Origin of the sequence: Flavobacterium humidisoli (assembly GCF_023272795.1) — a bacterium.
Lineage (GTDB): Bacteria > Bacteroidota > Bacteroidia > Flavobacteriales > Flavobacteriaceae > Flavobacterium > Flavobacterium humidisoli.
The window spans coordinates 3,680,399-3,702,454 of sequence record NZ_CP096829.1; the positions used below are offsets into that span (position 1 = coordinate 3,680,399).

The 22,056-nt window shown below is 34.1% G+C and carries 19 protein-coding genes, 1 pseudogene and 1 riboswitch; of the genes and pseudogenes, 9 read left to right on the forward strand and 11 right to left on the reverse strand.

The window, feature by feature from the left end:
- Window positions 1-72 precede the first annotated feature (72 nt).
- Both M0M44_RS15785 and M0M44_RS15790 read right to left on the reverse strand, forming a co-directional pair.
- Complete coding sequence (locus tag M0M44_RS15785) at window positions 73-1,269, reverse strand: FAD-dependent oxidoreductase (RefSeq protein WP_248726522.1); 1,197 nt, start codon at window positions 1,267-1,269, stop codon at window positions 73-75.
- A gap of 29 nt (window positions 1,270-1,298) precedes the next feature.
- On the reverse strand, window positions 1,299-2,057 hold the full coding sequence (locus tag M0M44_RS15790) for a helix-turn-helix domain-containing protein (RefSeq protein ID WP_248726523.1): 759 nt from the start codon (window positions 2,055-2,057) through the stop codon (window positions 1,299-1,301).
- Window positions 2,058-2,367: 310 nt separating this feature from the next.
- On the opposite strand from M0M44_RS15790, the gene M0M44_RS15795 reads away from it, so the two are divergent.
- Window positions 2,368-2,883 carry a hypothetical protein gene (locus M0M44_RS15795; protein WP_248726524.1) on the forward strand — a complete coding sequence of 172 codons (516 nt, stop codon included), beginning with the start codon at window positions 2,368-2,370 and terminating at the stop codon, window positions 2,881-2,883.
- A gap of 92 nt (window positions 2,884-2,975) precedes the next feature.
- On the opposite strand, the gene M0M44_RS15800 is transcribed toward M0M44_RS15795, so the two are convergent.
- From M0M44_RS15800 to M0M44_RS15820, 5 genes and pseudogenes are all read right to left on the reverse strand, one after another.
- Window positions 2,976-3,365, reverse strand: coding sequence for a RidA family protein (locus M0M44_RS15800; protein ID WP_248726525.1), 390 nt, complete (start codon window positions 3,363-3,365; stop codon window positions 2,976-2,978).
- Window positions 3,366-3,460: 95 nt separating this feature from the next.
- The gene (locus tag M0M44_RS15805) at window positions 3,461-4,024 is read right to left on the reverse strand and encodes a Crp/Fnr family transcriptional regulator (RefSeq protein WP_248726526.1); all 564 of its coding nucleotides are present in this window, start codon (window positions 4,022-4,024) and stop codon (window positions 3,461-3,463) included.
- Window positions 4,017-4,481 (reverse strand): annotated as a pseudogene (locus M0M44_RS15810) (transposase); the annotation flags it as partial. The gene M0M44_RS15805 and the pseudogene M0M44_RS15810, both read right to left, overlap by 8 nt.
- Before the next feature lie 276 nt (window positions 4,482-4,757).
- Complete coding sequence (locus tag M0M44_RS15815) at window positions 4,758-5,135, reverse strand: hypothetical protein (protein WP_248726527.1); 378 nt, start codon at window positions 5,133-5,135, stop codon at window positions 4,758-4,760.
- Window positions 5,136-5,392: 257 nt separating this feature from the next.
- Window positions 5,393-6,025 (reverse strand): nitroreductase family protein, encoded by a 633-nt coding sequence (locus M0M44_RS15820; protein WP_248726528.1) that lies wholly within the window; start codon window positions 6,023-6,025, stop codon window positions 5,393-5,395.
- Between the two features lie 106 nt (window positions 6,026-6,131).
- Between M0M44_RS15820 and M0M44_RS15825 the strand changes: the two genes are divergently transcribed.
- On the forward strand, window positions 6,132-6,488 hold the full coding sequence (locus M0M44_RS15825) for a winged helix-turn-helix transcriptional regulator (RefSeq protein ID WP_248726529.1): 357 nt from the start codon (window positions 6,132-6,134) through the stop codon (window positions 6,486-6,488).
- 1 nt (window position 6,489) lies between these two features.
- Here M0M44_RS15825 and M0M44_RS15830 read toward each other — a convergent pair whose 3' ends face one another.
- The 3 genes from M0M44_RS15830 to M0M44_RS15840 form a co-directional block, all read right to left on the reverse strand.
- Complete coding sequence (locus M0M44_RS15830) at window positions 6,490-6,963, reverse strand: MarR family winged helix-turn-helix transcriptional regulator (RefSeq protein WP_248726530.1); 474 nt, start codon at window positions 6,961-6,963, stop codon at window positions 6,490-6,492.
- Window positions 6,964-6,965: 2 nt separating this feature from the next.
- Window positions 6,966-7,451, reverse strand: coding sequence for a GNAT family N-acetyltransferase (locus M0M44_RS15835; protein WP_248726531.1), 486 nt, complete (start codon window positions 7,449-7,451; stop codon window positions 6,966-6,968).
- Between the two features lie 125 nt (window positions 7,452-7,576).
- Complete coding sequence (locus tag M0M44_RS15840; protein WP_248726532.1) at window positions 7,577-8,170, reverse strand: hypothetical protein; 594 nt, start codon at window positions 8,168-8,170, stop codon at window positions 7,577-7,579.
- A gap of 329 nt (window positions 8,171-8,499) precedes the next feature.
- Between M0M44_RS15840 and M0M44_RS15845 the strand changes: the two genes are divergently transcribed.
- The 6 genes from M0M44_RS15845 to M0M44_RS15870 all read left to right on the forward strand — a co-directional run bounded on the left by M0M44_RS15845 (window position 8,500) and on the right by M0M44_RS15870 (window position 17,396).
- Window positions 8,500-9,411 (forward strand): YybH family protein, encoded by a 912-nt coding sequence (locus M0M44_RS15845; RefSeq protein ID WP_248726533.1) that lies wholly within the window; start codon window positions 8,500-8,502, stop codon window positions 9,409-9,411.
- 47 nt (window positions 9,412-9,458) lie between these two features.
- A riboswitch (cobalamin riboswitch) is annotated at window positions 9,459-9,661 on the forward strand.
- 115 nt (window positions 9,662-9,776) lie between these two features.
- Window positions 9,777-11,825, forward strand: coding sequence for a TonB-dependent receptor (locus tag M0M44_RS15850; protein ID WP_248726534.1), 2,049 nt, complete (start codon window positions 9,777-9,779; stop codon window positions 11,823-11,825).
- Complete coding sequence (locus M0M44_RS15855) at window positions 11,822-12,967, forward strand: YncE family protein (RefSeq protein WP_248726535.1); 1,146 nt, start codon at window positions 11,822-11,824, stop codon at window positions 12,965-12,967. The genes M0M44_RS15850 and M0M44_RS15855 overlap by 4 nt, the downstream gene beginning before the upstream one ends.
- Before the next feature lie 3 nt (window positions 12,968-12,970).
- Entirely contained in the window at window positions 12,971-14,167 is a 1,197-nt protein-coding gene (locus M0M44_RS15860) for a cell surface protein (protein WP_248726536.1), read from the forward strand.
- 25 nt (window positions 14,168-14,192) lie between these two features.
- Window positions 14,193-16,472 (forward strand): DUF5074 domain-containing protein, encoded by a 2,280-nt coding sequence (locus tag M0M44_RS15865; protein ID WP_248726537.1) that lies wholly within the window; start codon window positions 14,193-14,195, stop codon window positions 16,470-16,472.
- A gap of 285 nt (window positions 16,473-16,757) precedes the next feature.
- Window positions 16,758-17,396, forward strand: coding sequence for an NAD(P)H-binding protein (locus M0M44_RS15870; RefSeq protein ID WP_248726538.1), 639 nt, complete (start codon window positions 16,758-16,760; stop codon window positions 17,394-17,396).
- An 87-nt stretch (window positions 17,397-17,483) separates the two neighbouring features.
- Here M0M44_RS15870 and M0M44_RS15875 read toward each other — a convergent pair whose 3' ends face one another.
- A complete protein-coding gene (locus M0M44_RS15875) occupies window positions 17,484-19,766 on the reverse strand; it encodes a cation:proton antiporter domain-containing protein (RefSeq protein WP_248726539.1) in 2,283 nt (760 codons plus the stop codon).
- 301 nt (window positions 19,767-20,067) lie between these two features.
- Here M0M44_RS15875 and M0M44_RS15880 point away from each other — a divergent pair, with 301 nt between their 5' ends.
- Complete coding sequence (locus M0M44_RS15880; protein ID WP_248726540.1) at window positions 20,068-22,053, forward strand: GAF domain-containing hybrid sensor histidine kinase/response regulator; 1,986 nt, start codon at window positions 20,068-20,070, stop codon at window positions 22,051-22,053.
- Window positions 22,054-22,056 lie beyond the last annotated feature (3 nt).

Genomic DNA, 22,056 nt, shown 5'->3' on the forward strand with positions numbered 1-22,056 from the left:
TAAATGATGCTTTTTTGGGTATATGTAAATTTAAATAAAAAATGTAAGTTTTTGATATAAAAACAATTAAGTTTAAACTGACGGGTTAAATATGGAAAGTAATCTTTCTAGGGCATTTTTAGAATGCAGTTGTTCGCCGTTGCTTAAAGTGTCATTCAAGGCTTTTGTTGCTCTTTTTAGCATTCTTTTTTCAAAATAAGAAATAGCAATTTTCCTATCAGAAAATAGATTATTTGTTAAACAATCTGCCAATTCAAAAGCATCAAGCATAGCCAGATTAGCGCCTTTTCCTGCAAAAGGAGGCATTCTATGCGCTGAATCGCCAATAATTATCAGGTTTTCTTGGGTTTCCCAAGATTGGTTTTGCGGAAAATAATACTGTGGGCGAAATATAAAGTGCAATTCTTTACTTTTAAAAAATTCATGCCAATCAGAGCTCCAATCTTTGTAAACCTCTTTAAACCAATCAAAAATCTTCTGATTGTTTTTAAAATCCAAATCATTTTCTGCAATCCAGTTTTCAGGAATTTTACTGCTAAGAAGAAACATTAAAGAACCATCTCCTTTTGTGCCGTACATAATGGTCTGTTCATTTCCTAAAGCCAGCACTTTTCCGCCTTTTGAAAATTCAAAAAGCTTGGGAGCATTTTCTTGGGCATTATAAATTGTACCTTCAATCATCGTTATGCCAGAATAAATAGGTTTTTGCGTGCTTAGATAAGAACGAATCTTAGAATTTGCTCCATCTGCGCCAATTACCAAATCGGCATAGATGTTTTTTCCATTTTTAAAGAACAATCTCCAGCCATTATTTTCTTTTTCCATTGAAATGAAATGACTGTCCCAAACAATAGTTTCTGGTAAAAGCGAATGCAATAAAATAGCTCGAAGTTCTGAGCGATCTATTTCTGGACGTGGTTTTGAGATATCCTGAAGTGAATCATGGTTTGCGTTTGAGGTTTCTTGAAAAATCGTTTTTTGAATAGTATGCTCGTCAAATTTCAATTCAAAATTCTGATTTACAATTCGGGCTTTACTGGCATTTGGGCGAATCTTTTTGTAAAACTCATCTAGTAAATTTGCCTTTTCCATGGCTATTAACCCTGAATCTTCATGTAAATCTAAAGGCGAACCTTGTATGCGAACTTTTGAATCGAGGTCTCTTTCGTAAACCTTTACATTTATATTTTGCAACTGTAAAAGACGGGCTAAAACTAAACCGCCCATTCCGCCACCAACAATGGCGACCTGTTTATTTTGTAGTAACATAGTTTGTAGTTAAAATCTATGTTGCAAAATTATTTAGAGGAAAGAGCAGATAATAGTATAAATCGGTCGTTTTTGTTTTGAAAAAGCTCTTTTGGCAGCGAACCCGAAATTTTCTTGATTTCTTTAATAAAATGTGTCTGATCTGTAAAATTTTCTTCTGGAAAAAGTTTCCCTTTAGCAATATGTTCTAATGAAGCACGAAAACGAAGAATGGAACAATAGGCCTTTAACGAAATACCAAAATATTGATTAAAATAGCGATTAATTTGACGGCTGCTCCAATTAGATTGTTCCGATAATTCTTTTACTGTCAGATTTCCGTTGGTTTCATAAATGAGTCTGAATAGTTTTTGTTTTCGATTGTCTATTTCCTTTACTAATAAAGACTCGATTTTTGAAGAAGCTTTTTCGCAAAACAATTCAAAATCATCTAAATCATTTTCATTAAAATCCCAAAAATGGTTTTCGAGCAGTTTTCCTGAGTTCAAAATTTCAACAATGCTTTCGTGAAAAACATACTCAACAGCAGGGAGTTTAAAGCTAATTACAAATGTTTGGCTGCTTGCAGGAATTTCTCCTTTTTCGTATTGCTGAGTTCCTAAGCCTAAAAGTCTAATTTGAAAAGAGGTTTCAGCGGTCTTTATCAAAGACAAATCAATTCGTCCATCAGGAAGACCGATAGTTTCCAATTTTTGATCCGATTTATTTTGCATACACCAAAAGCTATCCACAAAATCTGAAAGGTTTTTGTTGGGTTTAATGGACTTGTATATTAAATCGTTGAACATTTCATCAAGTTTAAAGCGAAATTATACAATTTGTTGATCATTTTTCAAAAATAAGGATACCTCTAAAAGGGGTGTATTGAGGTTTCTGCTTTCGAAAAAATGATGATGAAAAACTTAACATTGGGTAATATGTTGGTTTTTAGGTAAATATCCGAATATTTTTTTGCTAGTGAAAAACTTAACATTGGCGAATGTCTTTTTCAATCTATCTTTGTTTATTATTTTTTGATGTTAATTTAATGATTTAATAACATTAAAAATTAGTTTAATTAAAAATAAATTTAATCAATTTCTTAAAATTAACAGAATAATGGCAAAAGAAATACTTGTTGATGAAATCAATCAGGAGGCAGAAGCTGTTTCGGTTATCTCTAATGACGAAATCGAGCAAAAAGAGACTCCAGTTTTAGAATCTGCTGTAACTCCAGAAGCAAAACCAAAACCTAAAAGAGCTCCAAAAAAAGTGGCAGAAAAAGAGGTTAGTACGGCCGAAGAAGAACTGCAAGAACCAAAACAAATAGAAGAAATTTCATCTGAGGCTGAAGAAGAAACATTTGAAGAAAACAACGATCAGCCAAAATCTAAAAAGAATAAAAAAATGAAAGAAAAAGACAAAGAGAAAAAAGAGAAAAAGAAAAAAGCTGTTGCTAAGAAAAAAGAAAAAGCAAAAGATAAAAAGAAGGAGAAAGCTAAAAAAGCAAAACTAAAAGCGCAAGCAAAAAAGAAAGCAAAAGCTAAAAAAGCGAAAGACAAAGCAAAAGCTAAAAAAATCGCAAAAAAGAAAGCGAAAAGATCTAAAGCAAAAAAGAATAGTAAAAAGAAATAATCTTTAATTAGATAATTGATTTTGCAATTAGAATTTTATAAAAAATGCTGTACAACAGGATAGCCGTACAGCATTTTTTATTTTAATCCAGATTATTTTACAACTGTTGCTTCCAATTCTACTTTTAAGGTTTCGAAAAGGCTTTTTACTTCCAGCAATGTCGTAGCCTGAGTAATATTATGTTTATTGATCCAGTCTTGTAAAATGTTAAAATGAGGCCAGAGTTCGGCTGTAGAAGTCGTATAAATATTTAAACGCACGATTCCGTTACATTCATATCCTGCTTCTGTTATAACTTGTTCTAGATTTTTTAAGGTTTGAATAATTTGAGACTCCATGTTCTCATTGCTTGAAATTCCCTCTGCACTTATAGCCGTTTGTCCAGATACGTATAATGTTCCTTCTGGATTTTTTATTTCAACTGCCTGCGCATAGCTACGTTTATCTTGCCATTTCCAAGGATTTATAACTCTTTTTTCCATCTTTATTTTGTTTTAAATTATAAAGACAAAATTCAGATTTATCAAGGATTTAAGCTGTTGATATTCCTCACAAATAAAAAGTGATCTACATCACATCAGGAAGAAAGCCGGCTCAGTGTTTCACGAGATACTCCTAAATAAGAAGCAATTTGACTTTTAGATACGCGTTGAAAAAGTGTTGGATATTGTTTTAAAAGCTGTTCGTATCGTTCTTTTGAGTTTGAAGTAAGCCAGGAAATAATGCGGCGTTGTGAACCTAAAAAGCCAAAAGTAGCTTTCTCCAGAAAAAAACGTTCCATTTTTTGTAAACCGTCGCATAGTTTTTTATAATCTTCGAGTGTGCAGCAAAGTACTTCCGTATCTTCAAGACATTCCAAAGACATAGTTGCCTTGGTTTGCGTGTAATAAGCATAAAAATCACTTTCCCACCAGTCTTCCATAGCAAAAGAAACAATATGTTCTTTTCCTGACTCATCAGTAAAAACCAATTTTACAAGACCTGTAATTATAAAATAAGAATAGTGTACAGGTTCGTCTTTCTGGATAAGAAATTGATGTTTTTTGAATTTTTTGGTACTGAAATGAGAGATAACAAAATCAAATTCCTCGTCAGTTAAAGGGATAATTTTTTCGATATGTGCTCTTAAATCAGCTTTCATAGGAGGTTTTAGTTTTCTTTTCTAAAGTCAGTTTATCAATTTTCTGAAGAAATTCGGGATCAAATTCTGAGTAAGCACGTAATCGGTATTTTTCGTCTCTAATTTTCATTACTAGACGGATCTTCTGTACCATCAGCCAAATCGGTTCATATCTTTTATGGCCAAGCAAATATTGAATTTTAAGAATAGATATTTTTCGGTGGGAAAGTGTCATTAATTCAATGCAAATCATCCAATAGCGAATAGGGAGATTGGAGTTTTCCATTACAGTTCCCGATCTTAGGCTGATTCTACTGCCACATTTTCTGCACTGAAATTTTAAATCATTCTGACGAAAAGAATGTGCATCATGCCCACATTTTCGGCACAAAAGTCCATTTTCTAAACGTTTGTTTTTGAGCTCTTCAATACAAGTTGCTTCATCAGAATATTTTTCAAAATAAGTGCGTAATTCCATTTATACAATTCCTCATTTAGGTTTCGAAATATAAAATATTTTCAAGAAATGAAGAGCAAATTGGAATAAAAAATAAAATGTTTTTTTGCGTTTTTTGAATAAGATTGTGTAGAAACATTTTATCCTGCTGGGACTTTTATCAATATAGCAGAGCTCCGGCGGATTATAGGAAGAAATAGTATAAAAGAGAGGAGCGAAATCTTTTAAAACATGCTAAAAAAACAAAAAGGAATACTCTCAAGCGACTATTCCTTTTTATCAAGGGGCAAAACTTTGTTATAATTTAGCTGCGATTTCTTTTTTATACTTATTAAGGATAGATTTTGTCATACCTAAATTGGCTTTTGTAGAGTCTACAGCCAGGTAAATAAAGTAATCTTGATTATCAGAAACGTCGATAATGTGAATTTGAGAACTTAGCGTAATCATAATATTATCGATAACCTGACCATTTAAATTCAATGCTTTAATAGCATTCATTTTGGCTTTTACTACTTCAAGGTTGTATGCAGATGCCAATTCTGGGTCAAAATCTGCAAGTGCAGAGTGTGAATAGTATGACATACCGCTTGCGATTTCAGCAACAGATACTGCGATGAAACCTGGGACATTCTTTTTTAGGTCCTCCCCAAATTGCGTTAAGAAATCAGACATAGGTTTTTAGGATTTAATTAAATGAATCGTTTTGGATAAAGCAAAATTAGCTATACAATATTATTTAATTATCCGTAATGCGTCCCTATTTTTATACAAATAATAAAATTAACATAAGTTCTAAAAATCAATTTTTCTGATTCCTTAAATTGAATTTTGTTTTGATTTGAAAATGAAATAATTAAACGAAAAATGCTTCTGAAAAAGAGCTGCTGCACCATTTCAAAAGCATTTTCATTTAAGCAAAAAATAATTTTTTACTTGATTTCTGTTATAAAATCTTCTTGTGGAGTTCTTACTTTTTTCATGTTTACCAACCAATCATTTTCATGATCTCTATATCCTAGAGGTAAAACTAAAACACTCTTTAGTCCAAGTTCGTTTAGACCTAAAAGGCTGTCAACTTCAGCAGGAATAAAACCTTCCATTGGAGTTGCATCTACTTGCTGTTCTGCAGCTGCAGCGATTGCTACACCAAACGAAATGTAAGCTTGTTTGGCGGCGTGGTTAGCGTGCCATTCTTGTCCAAGTGGCTCGTACATTCCCCAAAGTCTTTGTTTGTATTCATCCATTGCATCAGCAGGAATTCCTCTTTCTGCAATTGTTCTGTCAAAAACAGCAGAAATTTTTTCTAAACTATAACCGTCCCAAGCAGCCCATACCAAAACGTGAGAAGCATCTGTAACTTGGCTTTGGTCAAAACTTACCGCTCTAAGTTTGTCTTTTAATTCTTTGTTTGTGATCACAAAAATCTTGTAAGGCTGTAATCCAGAAGAAGATGGAGCAAGCTTTGCAGCTTCAAGAATATAATCTACTTTTTCTTGCGGAACAGCTTGTCCGTTCATTTTTTTTGTAGCATAACGCCACTTTAGTGCATCTATTAAGGCCATTTTTCTTTATTAATTAAAATTGTTTTCAAATGTAAACACTTTAAGTGTATTTTTGTCATCCGATTACCAAAAGTAACTGTAACATCGAGGTAACTTACAATAGAACATGCTAAAACAACTAGACCACGATCCTAAAAAATGCACGCAGCACATTATGGCGGTGCATGATGCTATGTATATCTTAAACGGAAGATGGAAAATTTCTATAATTGCATCACTGTGCTTTAATACCTTAAGATTTACCGATTTATTGCGGGAAGTAGAAGGTATTTCGGGAAAAATGTTAAGCAGAGAATTAAAAAACCTGGAGGAAAATCAATTGGTTACAAGAACCGTTTTGAATACCCAGCCCATAACAGTTGAATATCAGTTAACAGAATATGGGCATACTTTAAAAGAGGTAATTGATTCTTTGGCAAAATGGGGGCATAATCACAGAAAAAAGATTACAGGTAAAGAATAAATCAGCTTTTGAGTTCTGAAATTCTCTGAAAAAATCCTTGTGTAGCCAGTTTTTGCTCCGTTTCTTCAATAGCTCTCAAAAGATTATTCTGATTATCGGTGATTTCGTTTAAAGCATTTTTCATCACTGTCCAAACAGGTTGCATTTTTACGACCAGTTCTTTTCCTTTGGGTGTAAGCACAATTAATCTCTTGCGTTCGTCTAATTTGTCTTTTTTAGAACTGATAAGTTTTTGTTTTTCTAATTCCTTTAATAAACTTATAGTTGACGGATGGCTATAGCCAATTTCGTTGGCAATTTCTACAACACTAAGCATTTCTTTAATGTGCAGCGTATAAATTACAGGAAACCATTTCGGTTCAAAATCAATATCGAAAGACTTATAAATTAAGGCACCGTCTTTGCGCAACTGTTCGCTCAGACGCTGCAACCGCGTTGATATGGCCAATATTCCAATCTCGTCAATTATATTCATTTTTATTGATTTAGTTTTAAATGACAAAAAACATTATCGGGTTTCATTAAAGGAAAATCAGTTGGAAGCGCTTCTTTTTCGATCGTTACAAAATTATTCTTTTCGTAAAAACGCAAAGCCGCCTGCAATAAAGAAACCGTTCCTAAATATAAGTCTTTAATTCCTTTTTCTTTGCTGTACGCAATTAGTTGCTCTAATAATTGTTGAGCGATTTGGAATTCTTTACCTCTATATTCTTTCTTCACGAACATTTTTCTGATGGCTCCAGCTTCAGAATTGAATTTTACCAAAGCAATTGTGCCAACCAATTTCTCGTCTATAAAAGCACCCAGAAAAATCCCGCCTGGTTTATAGTAAAAGTTCTCAATGTCCAATAAATCAGGCTGATCTTCTAAAGTGACAGGAACATTAAATTCTTTTTGCTGAATGTGTAAAATCAAATCTACGATTTCATTTTCGTACTTATTTTGTATAGGCTGAATTTGCATTTGTATGGTAAATTAAATATCTGTACAAAACTACGTAGTTAACTACACATATGCAACAAAAAAACTGCTGAAACCAGCAGTTTTAAATGTTTTTTATGATTTCAAACGATTTTTGTTAGAAAGTTTTATTCTTTAACTAATACAATAACAGCTTTGTATCCCGTACCAACATTCCATTCGCTTGACGAAATAACTTGGCCTTTATCGTCATAAACTTTAAATTCGGCTGTATTTGGAGAAGCAAAACCTTCGTTTAAAGCCTCAATGTCAATTTTGTTGATTCCTTTTACTAAGTTGATCTTAACACTTTTAAAATCGCCATTTAAGAAAACTTCAGGCTCAATTACTTGATCATTTAAATATACTTTTACTTTATCGCCGTCTACAAAAGCAGCATCACGATACATAATGGTCGAAGTAACGGCTGTTGTATTGAAATTACCTAAAAACTGATTTCTTCTATAAAATATTCCTTCAACATTTGCTTCTGGCTTATAAAGATTAGTGTTTTTAAATAACTCGTCAGGATTAACCTGAAGCGGTGCAGGTTTCTCAATAGGCGCTGGCGGGTTTTCTTTTGGAGCTTCTTCTTTTGGAGGGATAACTTCTTTTACAGGAGATTTTTTTGCTGGAATCGATTTGAATTTATTATCAAGTTCCTGAGCAAAACTGTGCAATGAAAAGGAAGCAAAGGCAATTATCAAAAATATTTTTTTCATGTTTTTATACTATTAATCTTGAGTGGTATTGATTTAAAAAATTAGATGCATCATAATCTTTTATATATAAACATTTTATGAAACCAAATATTGTCTTGTTATGAATTATTTGTCGAAAAATTAACTTCTTTGTAAGCAAAATTTAAGTGTTTTCTGCTGCAACTGAATTATCTCTATATTCTCGTGAAGTTTTTAAGATTCTTTCTTATATAATGGAATGAAAAATATTCTCAACGATTGATTTAAAATCCTGTTTTTATATTTTTTTTATTGTAAAATATTGAATATTAATATTTTGTATATTTATTGTTCAATAAAATATTTCTGGTATGAACAGGTTAAGTTTTATCTTTTTCCTTTTTGCATCCGTTGGTTTTGCTCAGGAAAACAGCACAAATTCGAGTATTAAAAAGCAGATTGAAGATTATAATGTCTCGTTTGCAATTGCTTTTACAAAAGGAAATCAAGACGATTTAGCAAAAGCTTATACAGATCAAACCCTATTTATGCCCGAGCATAGCAGACAGCGAGTGGGCAGAAAAGCGATTAGGGACTTTTACAAACAATGGTTGAAACAGGCAAAAGTTACTTCATATCAAAAAACAATTTTAGAGTTACAGGATTTTGGAAACTATGTTTTAGAAATTGGAACTTTTAAGGAAGATTTAAATCTAAATGAGCAGAAAGCGTTTTCTTATATTGGAAAATATTCCGTTTTATGGAAAAAGCCTTCAAAAAAAAGTGTCCCTCCAACAATTGCTGCAGAAATCTGGGGTTCTTCAAGTTATTTTGATGATAAAAATATTCCAGATATAAACGATATTGAAATTCCAAAGACTAAAAAATATATGCCGACTGACAAATTAACTTTGGAGGTAAAAGAAAGAAATAAAGCCATTAAAGAGATGGTTCAGAATAGGCAAGGAGCAGAGCATGCCAAAATGTTTATGCCAGATGCGATGTATTTAACATATTATACTCCGATTCTTTCGGGTGAAAAAGAAATTACGGATTATTTTACAGCGCATGAAAAACCTGGCACACTACATATCGAACAAATTTCGATTGAAACTTCAAATATTATTTATGCACAAAAAGCCATTGTAGAATTTGGTTTCTACAGCGTTGATTGGCGCGATGGAGAAAACAGTGGTAATGTAAAAGGAAAAAGCATAAATGTCTGGAAAAAAGGCAGTAATGGAGAGTTGCTGCTTTTTCGCCAAATAGTAAATCATGATTAAAAATTAAAAAACAGACAGGTAACTTGCAGACACCATACCTGAGTTATATCTTTGTGGCTGATTTTGGTCTGTTTTTTCAATTCAGAAAAAACAGTTAAAAGGGAATCAGGTGCAAATCCTGAACAGACCCGCTACTGTAAGTTCTATTTGAGTCTTTAAACATTACTAATGCCATTGTTCGTTGTTTCGGATGAGAAGGCCGTTTAAAGATGGAATAAGTCAGGAGACCTGCCACGATCACATAGTTTAAAACTTTCGTGGTATGAAGTTGATGACAAGATAATGACCTGCTATTTAGGATAGTTGGCCTATTTCTATGTTTTTATAATTACTGCATCACGTAAAGTTTATTTAATAAAATCGTGATGTATAATTTGAAGAAAACTTTATTTTCTATTTTTTTAGTACTTGTTCCTTTTTTGCTTCATTCTCAAGCAGTGACTGATAGTTCACGGGTTTTAAAAGAAGTGGTTTTAAAAGGAAAACCATATCAGGAAGTGATTCCCGTACAAAGTCTTTTGGGCGTTCTGCTCGAGAATTTGGCGACTCACAATGTCGCAGATGCGCTTCGTTATTTTGCAGGAACCCAAATTAAAGATTATGGCGGAGTTGGCGGACTTAAAACGGTTGACGTTCGTAATATGGGAACGCATCATGTTGGTGTTTTTTACGACGGAATTCAGCTTGGAAATGCGCAAAATGGCGTAACCAATCTAGGAAAATATTCGCTTGACGACATGGAATCTTTGACGATGTATAACGGTCAGAAAAGTGAAATTTTTCAGTCGGCTAAAGATTTTGCTTCTGCTTCTGCGATTTATTTGCGAACCAAACGACCTGCTTTTTCGGGCAATAAGAAAACAAATCTTCTGGTTCGTTACAAAACAATGTCTATTGATTATCATGATCCTTCTTTTAGATGGGAACAAAAACTGAGCGATAAAGTCAGCTTGAGTGTAAGCTCAGAATACATCAAATCAAACGGGCAGTATAAATTTAGGTATAAAAGAAAAAATCAAGACGGTAGCATTGCATACGATACCACAGCAACGCGATGGAACAGCGATATTGAAGCCTTTCGATTTGAATCGGGTTTGTTCGGAAAAATAAATAAAGGAACTTGGGACGCCAAAGTGTATTATTACGATTCTGAAAGAGGCGCTCCTGGTGCCATTGTAGAAAATAAGTTTCGAGATGGTTTTCGTCAATTTGACAAGAATTTTTTCTCTCAAGCTTCCTTAATGAAAGACGTTTCTGAAAAGTATAAATTTCAGCTAAAAGGCAAATTTGCTTATGATTACACCCATTATATTGCACGAGATACTACCAATGTTTTAGGAGAAACGGTAACGGAAGGCGTGCAATCTAATGATAGCTATTATCAGCAAGAAGCCTATTTTTCTGCGGTCAATATGTACAGCATTTTACCCACTTGGGATGTTTCGCTATCAACCGATTTTCAATACAATAAGCTAAATGCAACTAGAAGAGGCATTCAGACACAATTTTCTTTTCCGCACCGTTATACTGCACTAGTTTCTCTTGCGACTTCTTATCGATATGAAGGTTTTAAAATTTTAGGAAATGTACTCGCAACTCGCGTTATCGAAGAAGTGAAGTACAATGCCAAAGCACCCAACAAAACCGAATTTACTCCCGCTATATTTCTAGGTTATACGCCGTTTAAGAAATACGATTTCAATTTAAGAGCTTTCGCTAAACGAATTTTCAGAATGCCAACTTTCAATGATCTGTATTATACAATGATAGGTTCGAGCACTTTGAGGCCAGAATATATGAATCAGTACGATGTTGGTTTTACGTATAATTTCCCCGTAAGGGAAAGCTTTTTTGATAAATTTTCTTTTCAGGCAGATGCTTATTATACCAATACAAAAGATAAAATTATTGCTGCTCCAACAGGAAATCTGTTCCGTTGGATGATGACCAATATCGGGCAGGTAAAAGGAAAAGGAATCGAAACGGTGCTGAATATGGTAACTCATATTGAGAAAGTAAATCTAACTGCAAACTTGACTTATACGTATTCTCAAAGTCAGGATTTTACAAAGTTTGTTGGTTTAGAGATGTCTTCTTATGGAGATCAAATTCCGTATACGCCTTGGCACAGCGGATCTGGAATTTTGAATGCTGGTTATGAATCTTGGAATTTTAATTACAGTTTTATTTATGTCGGAAAACGCTACAACGGAAATGTCAATAACATTAAAGTAAATGAAGTTCAGCCTTGGTATACACACGATTTGGCGGTTCAAAAATCTTTCACATTCAAGAATTACAAATTGAACGGAACGATAGAAGTCAACAATGCTTTCAACCAGCAGTATGAAGTGATTTACAATTATCCGATGCCAGGAAGAACATTCAAGTTTATAATCAGTTTTGAGTTATGAAAAAGAGCATTTTAAAAATAGTATTCAGTTTAAGTATTGCCGTTTTTTTAGTTTCCTGCAGAGAAGACGAAACCATATTTCTTTCTTCGGATGTGAGTGTTGCTGCGCCAAGAAGCGATGGCAATATTGAAGGCTTTTATCTTCTAAACGAAGGAAATATGGGAATGAACCGTGCGAGTTTGGATGTTTTTAACTACAGAACAGGAAATTACACTACAGATGTATATTCAGAACGAAATCCTTCGGTTGTAAAAGAATTGGGAGATGTTGGAAATGACATTAAAATCTACGGAAATAAAGTTTATGCGGTCATTAATTGTTCTAACAAAGTGGAAGTTTTAGAAAAATGGACGGCAAAACGCATCAAAAAAATAGACATTCCAAATTGCCGTTATGTTGCTTTTTATAAGGGCAAAGCGTATGTGAGTTCGTACTCTGGGCCTGTTGCCATAAATCCGAATGCCGAAATTGGTTTTGTGGCTGAAATTGACACCACTTCATTAGAAATAAAAAGAAAAGTAACGGTTGGTTATCAGCCCGAACAAATGGTCGTTCATAACGGAAAATTGTATGTGGCCAATTCTGGCGGTTATAGAGTTCCAAATTATGACAGAACGGTTTCTGTAATTGATCTGGAAACGTTTACAGAGATTAAAAAAATCGATGTTGGAATCAATTTATACAGCATGCAGATTGACAGTCGCGGCGATATTTATGTGAGTTCGCGAGGCGATTATTACAACACACCGTCCAATCTTTTTATTATTGATACGCAGACAGATGAAAAGAAAATGCAACTCGATATCCCGGTTTCTGGAACTTGTCTCGTTAACGATTTATTGTATTACTATAGTGTTTCTTGGAGTTATCTAACGGGAACAAATAAAGTGAGTTACGGAATTTTAGATACCAAAACTAAAAAAGTAATTACAAACCAAATTATTACAGACGGAACCGACAAGCAAATCATGATTCCGTATGGTCTTCAAGTCAATCCAGAAACCAAAGAAATCTACATTACCGACGCTCAAAACTATGTAGTAACGGGTTATATCTACTGTTTTACGCCCGATGGAAAATTAAAATGGAAAACAACCGCTGGAAATATTCCCGCTCATATTGCTTTTATAACTAAAAATTAAAAAATGTTGAACAAAAAACTTTTCAAAATCGCTTTGTTTTCAATTCTCTTTTTGGGATTTGTTGCCTGCGATAAAGACAATGAAGAAGATTTGCTTCCTGCAGAAATTCTGAAAGAATCGTATACAATTGACCGCTTTAAAGTGCTGAATATTGCAACAGCTCTTCCAATTACTGCAAAATTGACTTGGAGTATCAATGATTCTATTATTTCAGAAAATGCAGATTTAGATTTTATTAGCCCTTTTCAAAAAAATTATCCGCTGACTTTAAAAGTAGAAATTAATGGAGAATCAAAAATTTACACTTCTTCAATTAATGTGATAAAAGAAACTGGAACTTACAGCAGATATATTTCTAATGTGCTTGATTTTCGTCCTGCAGTTGGTCAGTTTACTAATGAAATTCCGCAATATGTAACGGGAAATACAGAGGCCAACATTATTGCTGCTGCGAAAAAAGCAATTGTTGGTTCAAATACGTCTATGATTTCGCTTGGCGGTTTTGGCGGTTATGTAGTTTTTGGTTTCGATCATACTATTCCGAATAGGGATGGTCGTGATTTTAAGATTTTAGGAAATGCTTTTTGGGGAAATGAAGCCAATGAAGCACGCGCAGGATCTTGCGAGCCAGGTATTATTATGGTGGCTTATGACAAAAATAAAAACGGCAAACCAGATGACGACGAATGGTATGAAATTGCTGGAAGCGAATACTTTAAAAGCACTACAATAAAAAACTACGAGATCACTTATTTTAAACCAGATGTTAATAAGGAACCTATGACAGGAAATGAATTTTGGCAATTTGATACAGAATATATTAAATGGCAGGACAATGCTGGGCAATCGGGTTATAAAGTACAAAACGTATTTCATAACCAAAGTTATTATCCGCTTTGGATTGCCGATGCTTCTTATACTTTGAAAGGAACCAAAATAGCAGATAATTTCTACGATCAAAGTGGTGAAGGTTCGTATTGGGTCGGCAAATCTTTTGAATTTGGTTACGCTGATAATGCACCCAATAACGATGAAGCTTCAAATATTGACATTTCTTGGGCAGTAGATAAAAACGGAAAATATGTCAAACTTCCAGGAATTGATTTCGTAAAAGTTTACACGGCAATTAATCAGGAAGCAGGCTGGCTTGGAGAAGTTTCTACAGAAGTTTCAGGCGCTTACGATTTACATCTTAATTAACACAACATTTAAAAATTAATAAATTATGAGGAAAAATTACTTTATAGTAATCCTGTTATTTTTTGCATTTCTAACCAATGCGCAAATAACAATTCAAGGCGTTCCTAGAAATGATGTTAAATCAAAAACAGTAACGCAAAAGCAAGTAACGGCAAAAAGCGCCAATTCGACCACTTTTTCAGATATTCAATTTTGGGTTGGAAGTGGAGTTAATCAGGCTGCATTTGTGGTGCAGTGGAATGACGGTAAAACTTCTGATGCCTTAGTTTGGGGTTTTAAATGGGACGGAACTGCAACAGGAGAAGACATGATTAAAGCTATTGCAAAAGCTGATCCACGTTTCTTTGCTTTACTCAGACAAGGTACTCAGTATGGATCTGCAATTGGCGGATTTGGTTTCGATTTGAACGGAACGGGCACAAACGGACTTTATAAAGATGGAAATAAAATGTATCCATATTATCCTTTCGATGGTCTTATTAATACTAGCGAATACGATTTTGATTCTTATACGGGCATTGATGCCGATGATCACTGGCAGTCAGGATGGATGGTAGGATATTGGTCATACTGGGTTAAAGATCCTGTAGATGAAGGTTATAATTATTCTGGTGTTGGAGCTTCTACTCGCGAATTGCAGAATGGTTCTTGGGATGTCTGGAATTTTAATCCAAATATGGAAATGTTTGATATTGCAACGACTTTTACTCCAGTTGCTCCTTATTCTAAAACAATAGATTTTAGCAAAGGCTATTTTATTGTAAATGAAGATTGGTTTGGGCACGTTAACGGATCTGTAAATTTTGTTGATAATAACGGAAACATTAATTATCGGGTTTATAGTGAAGCCAATAACAACAATTCTTTTGGCGCAACTACGCAATATGGAACTATTTACGGAGATAAATTTTACTTTGTCTCTAAACAGGCTAAAGATGGTGGAGATACACAATATATTGCTGGCGGAAGATTGGTTGTTGCCGATGCTTTAACGATGAAAAAAATAGCTTCGTTTGATGATATTGGAGGAGGAGACGGTCGCTCTTTTATTGGTGTTGATGAGAAAACGGGTTACATAGGCGCTTCTAATGGTATTTTTCTGTTTGATATTGCTAATATGAAAGTTGGGAGCATGGTACCAGGAACAGGAGGAGGAAGTCAGTATTTAGGACAAATCGGAAATATGATTCGTACTTCGCAATATGTTTTTGCTGTAAAACAGAGTACAGGAATTTTGGTTATTGATCCTAAAACGAATACTGTTGTAAAAACTATTGCAGGTGCATTCCATTCGGTTACACAGGCCAAAGACGGAAGCGTTTGGGGAATTCAGAATCAGAAATTGCTAAATATTGACACACTGACTTTTACAACAACAGAATACCCGATTCCAACCACTAAATATTTAGGTTCTTGGGGAGCTTGGAATGCAGGAAGTTTTACTTACAGCAACAAAGAGAATGCTTTGTATTGGAATAATAACGTAAGTAGTTATGTGTCTGGAGCTCAAATTGTAAGGTTTGATATTGCAACAAAAACATTCAATGAAAATTTCGCTACACTTCCTGGACAAACAGGAACGTACAAGCAGATTGTATATGGTGCAGGATTGCGTATTGATCCAGTTTCAGGAAACTTAATTGTGAACACAACAGAAAGCGGATTTGGAGCGCATTATCAGAAAAACTGGGTTCATACTTACAATAATACAGGACAGTTAATTGATACTAAAACTCTAAACGATTATTATTGGTTTCCTGCAATGACTGTATTTCCTGATAATGCTTCGCCAGTTTTAAACTCCATTTTGCCTTCGCAAGTTTCAGTGGTAAATCCGATAATTATCGATTTGAAAACGGTGGTTTCAGATGAAGACAATATTTCGGCAGCAATTGTAAAAACAATAAAATCAAACAGTGATGAAAATATTGTTTTAGCAGCAATTAATGCCAATGAAGAATTGGTTTTAACGCCGAAGAATAATGGAACTGCAACTGTTGTAATTAGTTTTAATTCTAATGGAAAAGTAGTTGAAAAATCGATTTTAGTTAATACATCGACTTTAGGAAGAGATGAATTCACAAAAGTGCAATTGTCTATTTATCCAAATCCAGTTTCAGATTATCTGAATATCAGTAGTGAAGATGAAGTTACTGATGTTGTAATTTATGATGTGAATGGAAGAACCATTAATACTAGAATTAATAACAATCAAATAGATGTAAGTAATTTTGCCCCAGGTTTTTATATTATCAATATTTCAACTGAAAAAGCGAAGTATACACAGAAATTTATTAAAAGATAAAATTTAAAATTTTAACAATTGAGGCTGTCACCAAAGTGACAGCTTTTTTTTGTAATATTCCTTATCAACAACATATTTATAGCAAAGAAGTATAACCAATGGTTGAAACCATTGGAAAGTAAAGTAACACCGAGCATAATACGTTTCTATTTTAATGCTTCGGAGAAGCAAAATAGTTATAGCAAATAGAATTACCAGAGAAAAACGTTCCAGAGGAGCGAAACATCGGTAGGAATAATATATCGGTTGTAATCATTATATTTACAATACAAAATTCCGAACATTATGAAAGCATTGGTAATTGGAGCCACGGGCGCGACAGGAAAAGAGTTGGTTAATCTGCTTTTAGAAAGTACTGATTATTCAGAAGTTTCAATTTTTGTGCGACGTCCAACAGGAAAATCACATTCAAAGTTGACAGAACACGTTGTTGATTTTTCAGATATAAATTCGTTTCAGGAATTAATTGCGGGCGATGTTCTTTTTTCTTGCCTCGGAACAACTTTAAAAGATGCGGGCTCAAAAGAAAAACAATGGAAAATCGATTATGATATTCCGGCTGAATTTGCTTCTGCCGCAAAACAAAACCATGTAAATTCTTTGGTCTTGGTTTCCTCTTATGGAGCTTCGGCAAAAAGCAACGTATATTATTCGATGATGAAAGGAAAACTAGAAGATTATCTACAGGAGCTTCATTTTCCGCAATACATCATTTTCAGACCTGGACCTTTAATTCGAGAAAATACAGATCGCTTAGGAGAAAAGATTTCAGTAAAAGTTATAAAATTCTTCAACGCTATCGGACTTTTTAAAAACCTGAAGCCAATTACAACCGCATTTTTAGCTCAAAAATTAGTAAAAGCACCAAAAGTACTTTCATCTGGAAATACGACACTTGAGCTTAATAGAATTATTGGTTTATAAGTGAAAAGTGAAAAGTGAAATGTAAGATGTGAAAGTAATGCTTTATATTTTACTTTTCACATCTTACACTTAACAATTAGCAAAACACTATTTTTTATCTTCAGAGAGAATTAAAGTAGAAGGTATATTAGCCAGCCAAGGACTTTTATTCTCTACCAAATGTTTCCATCCATCAATAGAAATCAGCATAAGGTCTTGTTGTTCAAGAAAATCTTTTTCAATAGATTGTTCTTTTCTTAGAGTCAGCTTGTTTGGAGCTGCCTGTTCCATTAGTCTAATTTTTTCTTTCGTGTCCAGATCGGCCATAATTTTGCCTTCAACATCCAAAATTTCAATTCTCGCATTGATATTCTGAATGAATTTCTGAACGTAGTTCTGAATGAAATTCCAATCTTTTAAACTAAAAAGGGGAATAAAAATCGTGTTGATGTCGGCTAAATCCTTGTCAATCAAAACTCCAACAGGAATATGTGATTTTGCAATAATTTGTCTTGTTCCGTCATCAAAAGGAGCAGATTCTAAAATGTTTTCCTTTCCAGTTACGGTATTTAATATTTTTTCAGGATTGATAATTCGAGTTGTAAATCCCAGCACTCTTCCTAATAAACTTCCTTGATAGATAGATTGCCCAATTCCAACCAATAATAAATCATGTTTGCTTTTGTTGGCAACATTTACAATTTCGTTATCAATATCAGAAGATGCCTTAAACATAGTAGTGATATTTCGATTTAAAGCAACAGATTCTTCTACAATATCTTTAAACTTTTCGTTTTCATAAACATCTGTGTTGTAGTGATGTAATTCTTCTGTAGGAAGAAAATGCATGGCTGTAATTTCAGAGCTTTCAGAACGTTTATTGGTTAATCCGTCAGCAACTTTAAACAAAGCCCTTCCAGATTCCGGTCTGTCAAAAGACAATAAAATTCGGTACTTGTTTTTTAATGCAATATCTTCTTCGGTTTCTTGTTTGCTAGATCTAAAAAGCCAGTTGATTAAATCTAATGTTGGGCCAGTCATAAATGTAGTAGCCAGCGCCATAATAACAAACATCGAGAACAATTCTGGACTTAAAACGCCAAGATCGTAACCAATATTTAAAGCCACCAATTCTGTTAAACCTCGTGTGTTCATCAAAGCTCCAATCGATAAACTGTCTTTCCAGTTTTGTCCCACAAATCTTGCTGCAAGAGCACTGCTGACAAATTTGCCTATAACAGCTACTGCAAAAATTAATCCTGCAATTTTCCATAAATAAGGTTCGTTCAACAAGCCAATTTGCGTTCTTAAACCAGTGAAAACAAAGAATAGCGGCAATAAAAGTACTAGCGCAACGTCTTCCACTTTTTCGATAAATAGATTTCTGAATCTAATATTTTCGGGCATGATCGCTCCAGCAATAAAAGCTCCAAATAAAGCATGGATTCCGATAACTTCTGTTAAGTAAGAAGAAACCACAAGCGTTAAAAAGAAAATAGCGACGATTGGCTTGCTTAATTTTTCGCTTGTAGCGTACAAATCTCCAATTCTTTTAAGGAACGGACGAACCACTTTTATCATTAAGAAAACATATCCTAAAGCCAAAACAACAGTGTATAAAGCACTTCCAAAAGAACCCGCTTTTACGATTGCAATTACAACAGCAAGAATACACCACGCCGTAATATCATCTGCAGCGGCACAGGTAATTACGATAGTTCCTAATTTTGTTTTATGAATGCCGCGTTCCTGCACAATTCTGGCAAGTACCGGAAACGCAGTGATACTCATCGCGATTCCGGCAAACAAACCAAAAGATGTAAATTGTACATCTGCGGGGGCAAACTCGTCATATATAAAATACGCTAGACCCATTCCTAAAACAAATGGAATAATAATACTCGCGTGACTTATAACTACAGCATCGTGGGCTTTGTTTCTCAAAATCTTCATATCAATCTCCATTCCCACGATATACATGAAAAGGATTAAACCAATCTGGCTTAAGAACTGAAGATTTCCAAGTGATTCGGCAGGAAATAAGGCTGTAGAAAACTCAGGAAGATACATTCCGATTAAAGAAGGACCCATCACAATTCCTGCAATCATTTCTCCAATTACGGCGGGCTGTTTTATTTTAATGCAAATCCATCCAAAAATACGGGCAACAAAAATAATGGTAACAATTTGGGCCAACAAAAGCGCTAAAGGATGATGCAGGTTTTTTATAAGAGAATCGAGAAATTCGCTCCATTGGCTTTTGTCTGAAGTAGGGATTTTAAGATTTCGGCCTGTTTCCAGTTTCACGCCTAACAAAATAATCCAATACATTAGGACGGAGAATCCTCCAATAACTCCAATGTAAAAAATACTGTTTCTTAAATTTTTCATTTATTTTAATTTTTTGCTCTTCGCAACGACTTGATTTTCTTGTAAAAAAGATAGAAAAAAGGGCTTTTTTGAAGAGATTAGTTGATAAAATCAGGGCAATTTTATAACAAAATCAGCAGTTGCCCAATAGAGGCTATTCAATTTTGTAATGACCAAGAAAAAATTTGTAATGAAATAAAAAAGGGAAGATTTGACCGATCAAAAACGATTGTGCTTAAAGTTGTTTTTATAGAAAAGTCGAGATAATGCAAGTGTCTTAGACTAAATTGCCTTACCTTTATACCTTTACCACTTGAATAAAATGAATAAAGATTATCCAATTCCAGATAACGAACTTCAACGTTTAGCTGCCCTAAAACGTTATAATATACTCGACACGCTTCCAGATGATGCTTTTGATGATGCGACAAAGCTTGTCGCTTATATCTGCGGCGTGCCCATTGCCCATATTTCTTTTATTGATGAAAATAGACAATGGTTCAAATCTGAAATTGGAATAGGAACTTCTGAAGTTCCTCGCGAAATCACTTTTTGCAATTATACTATTTTAGATACAAAAATCTTAGAAATCAGCGATACGCATGTTAATGAAACGTTCAAAGACGATCCAAATGTAACGGGCGGATTTAATGTACGTTTTTATGCAGGTGTACCCCTTACAACGCCCGATGGCTATAATATTGGAACTTTGTGTGCAGTTGATCATGTCGTAAAAGAACTGAATGAAAATCAGCGAAATGCACTTTCTATTGTTGCCAAACACGTTATTGCACAATTGGAATTAAGCACAAAAAACGGTCAATTATACGCGCAGAGAAAAATTGCCGAACGTGCAGTTTTGGCAAGAGACAGTTTTTTGGCCAATATGAGCCACGAAATCAGAACGCCTTTAAACGCAATTATTGGCTTTACAGATTTGCTTGCACAGACAGAGCTCGATGAGACACAGCGGGATTATATTGAAAGCGTGCAGATTGCAGGCGAAAATTTACTTCTGATTGTAAATGATATTTTGGATCTTTCAAAAATTGAGTCGGGAAATTTACCAATAGAAGCCGAACCATTTAATTTGAAGAAAACACTCAAACACGTCTATAATTTACTGAAAGTAAAAGTGCAGAAAGAGGTGGAGTTTAATCTTTTTTTGGATGCCGAAATGCCAGATTTGGTTATTGGAGATCAAGGAAGACTTAATCAGATATTGGTAAATCTTATTGGAAACGCGCTGAAATTTACAAATGAAGGAGAAGTAACCGTTTCAGTAAAGAAAATAGATGAAACAGAAGACAGTTATTCGCTTAAATTTTCTGTAAAAGATACCGGAATCGGAATTCCGAAAGATAAACTGGAAACTATTTTTGAACGCTTTACACAAGGGGAAGAAAGTACAACGCGAACATTTGGCGGTACTGGGCTCGGATTGAATATTGTAAAACAATTAGTTGAGCTTCAGGAAGGACAAGTTCAGGTAAAAAGTACATTAAATCGTGGTTCTGAGTTTTTCTTTACCCTTTCTTACAAAAAGTCAAATTTTGAAGAAACCGCAGTAAAAACGGTTTCTAAAAATGATTTAGGAAATCTTAAAATATTGCTTTGCGAAGACAATGTTTTAAACCAAAAGCTTGCAAAAAGCGTAATTAATAATTTTGGTTTTGATTTGGATATTGCACAAAATGGCGAAGAAGGGATAGAACTCTTGTCTCAAAACGAATATGATTTGGTTTTAATGGATTTGCAGATGCCTGTTAAAGACGGTTATCAAACCACAGAATTTATTCGAAATGAGATGAGCTCCAATATTCCGATTATTGCCATGACGGCACATTCTCTGGTAGGTGAGCAGGAGCGATGCTACAAAGTAGGAATGAATGCTTATGTGCCAAAACCGTTTAAACAATCTGTTCTTTTAAAAGCGATAAAAACAGTAATGACGCCAGACAACAATGCGCATCATAAGAGAATTATTGATATGTCTTTTTTGGATGAAATGTCTGGAAGCGATCCTGAATTTAGAAAAGATATGATAAATCTTTTTATAGAAAAAATTCCAATTCAGGTGACACAGTTAGAAGAGGCATTTAAGAATACGGATTATGAAAATGTAAAAAAACTGGCGCATAATATGAAATCAAGCATGGATATATTTATGCTGCAAGATTTGAGCAATTGTCTGTCGATTATCGAAGTAGAAGCGTCATCGGGCGAATTTACTTCGGAAACATTAGATAAAGTGAATATTTTTCACTGCGGAATTGAAGAAGTCGTTAAAATTTTAAAAGAGCTATGATAT

What these genes read in the sequence shown, in the direction of transcription:
- M0M44_RS15785 (WP_248726522.1), bottom strand. Translation starts at nt 1,269, where the DNA reads ATGTTACTACAAAATAAACAGGTCGCCATTGTTGGTGGCGGAATGGGC.
- M0M44_RS15790 (WP_248726523.1), bottom strand. Translation starts at nt 2,057, where the DNA reads ATGTTCAACGATTTAATATACAAGTCCATTAAACCCAACAAAAACCTT.
- M0M44_RS15795 (WP_248726524.1), top strand. Translation starts at nt 2,368, where the DNA reads ATGGCAAAAGAAATACTTGTTGATGAAATCAATCAGGAGGCAGAAGCT.
- M0M44_RS15800 (WP_248726525.1), bottom strand. Translation starts at nt 3,365, where the DNA reads ATGGAAAAAAGAGTTATAAATCCTTGGAAATGGCAAGATAAACGTAGC.
- M0M44_RS15805 (WP_248726526.1), bottom strand. Translation starts at nt 4,024, where the DNA reads ATGAAAGCTGATTTAAGAGCACATATCGAAAAAATTATCCCTTTAACT.
- M0M44_RS15815 (WP_248726527.1), bottom strand. Translation starts at nt 5,135, where the DNA reads ATGTCTGATTTCTTAACGCAATTTGGGGAGGACCTAAAAAAGAATGTC.
- M0M44_RS15820 (WP_248726528.1), bottom strand. Translation starts at nt 6,025, where the DNA reads ATGGCCTTAATAGATGCACTAAAGTGGCGTTATGCTACAAAAAAAATG.
- M0M44_RS15825 (WP_248726529.1), top strand. Translation starts at nt 6,132, where the DNA reads ATGCTAAAACAACTAGACCACGATCCTAAAAAATGCACGCAGCACATT.
- M0M44_RS15830 (WP_248726530.1), bottom strand. Translation starts at nt 6,963, where the DNA reads ATGAATATAATTGACGAGATTGGAATATTGGCCATATCAACGCGGTTG.
- M0M44_RS15835 (WP_248726531.1), bottom strand. Translation starts at nt 7,451, where the DNA reads ATGCAAATTCAGCCTATACAAAATAAGTACGAAAATGAAATCGTAGAT.
- M0M44_RS15840 (WP_248726532.1), bottom strand. Translation starts at nt 8,170, where the DNA reads ATGAAAAAAATATTTTTGATAATTGCCTTTGCTTCCTTTTCATTGCAC.
- M0M44_RS15845 (WP_248726533.1), top strand. Translation starts at nt 8,500, where the DNA reads ATGAACAGGTTAAGTTTTATCTTTTTCCTTTTTGCATCCGTTGGTTTT.
- M0M44_RS15850 (WP_248726534.1), top strand. Translation starts at nt 9,777, where the DNA reads ATGTATAATTTGAAGAAAACTTTATTTTCTATTTTTTTAGTACTTGTT.
- M0M44_RS15855 (WP_248726535.1), top strand. Translation starts at nt 11,822, where the DNA reads ATGAAAAAGAGCATTTTAAAAATAGTATTCAGTTTAAGTATTGCCGTT.
- M0M44_RS15860 (WP_248726536.1), top strand. Translation starts at nt 12,971, where the DNA reads ATGTTGAACAAAAAACTTTTCAAAATCGCTTTGTTTTCAATTCTCTTT.
- M0M44_RS15865 (WP_248726537.1), top strand. Translation starts at nt 14,193, where the DNA reads ATGAGGAAAAATTACTTTATAGTAATCCTGTTATTTTTTGCATTTCTA.
- M0M44_RS15870 (WP_248726538.1), top strand. Translation starts at nt 16,758, where the DNA reads ATGAAAGCATTGGTAATTGGAGCCACGGGCGCGACAGGAAAAGAGTTG.
- M0M44_RS15875 (WP_248726539.1), bottom strand. Translation starts at nt 19,766, where the DNA reads ATGAAAAATTTAAGAAACAGTATTTTTTACATTGGAGTTATTGGAGGA.
- M0M44_RS15880 (WP_248726540.1), top strand. Translation starts at nt 20,068, where the DNA reads ATGAATAAAGATTATCCAATTCCAGATAACGAACTTCAACGTTTAGCT.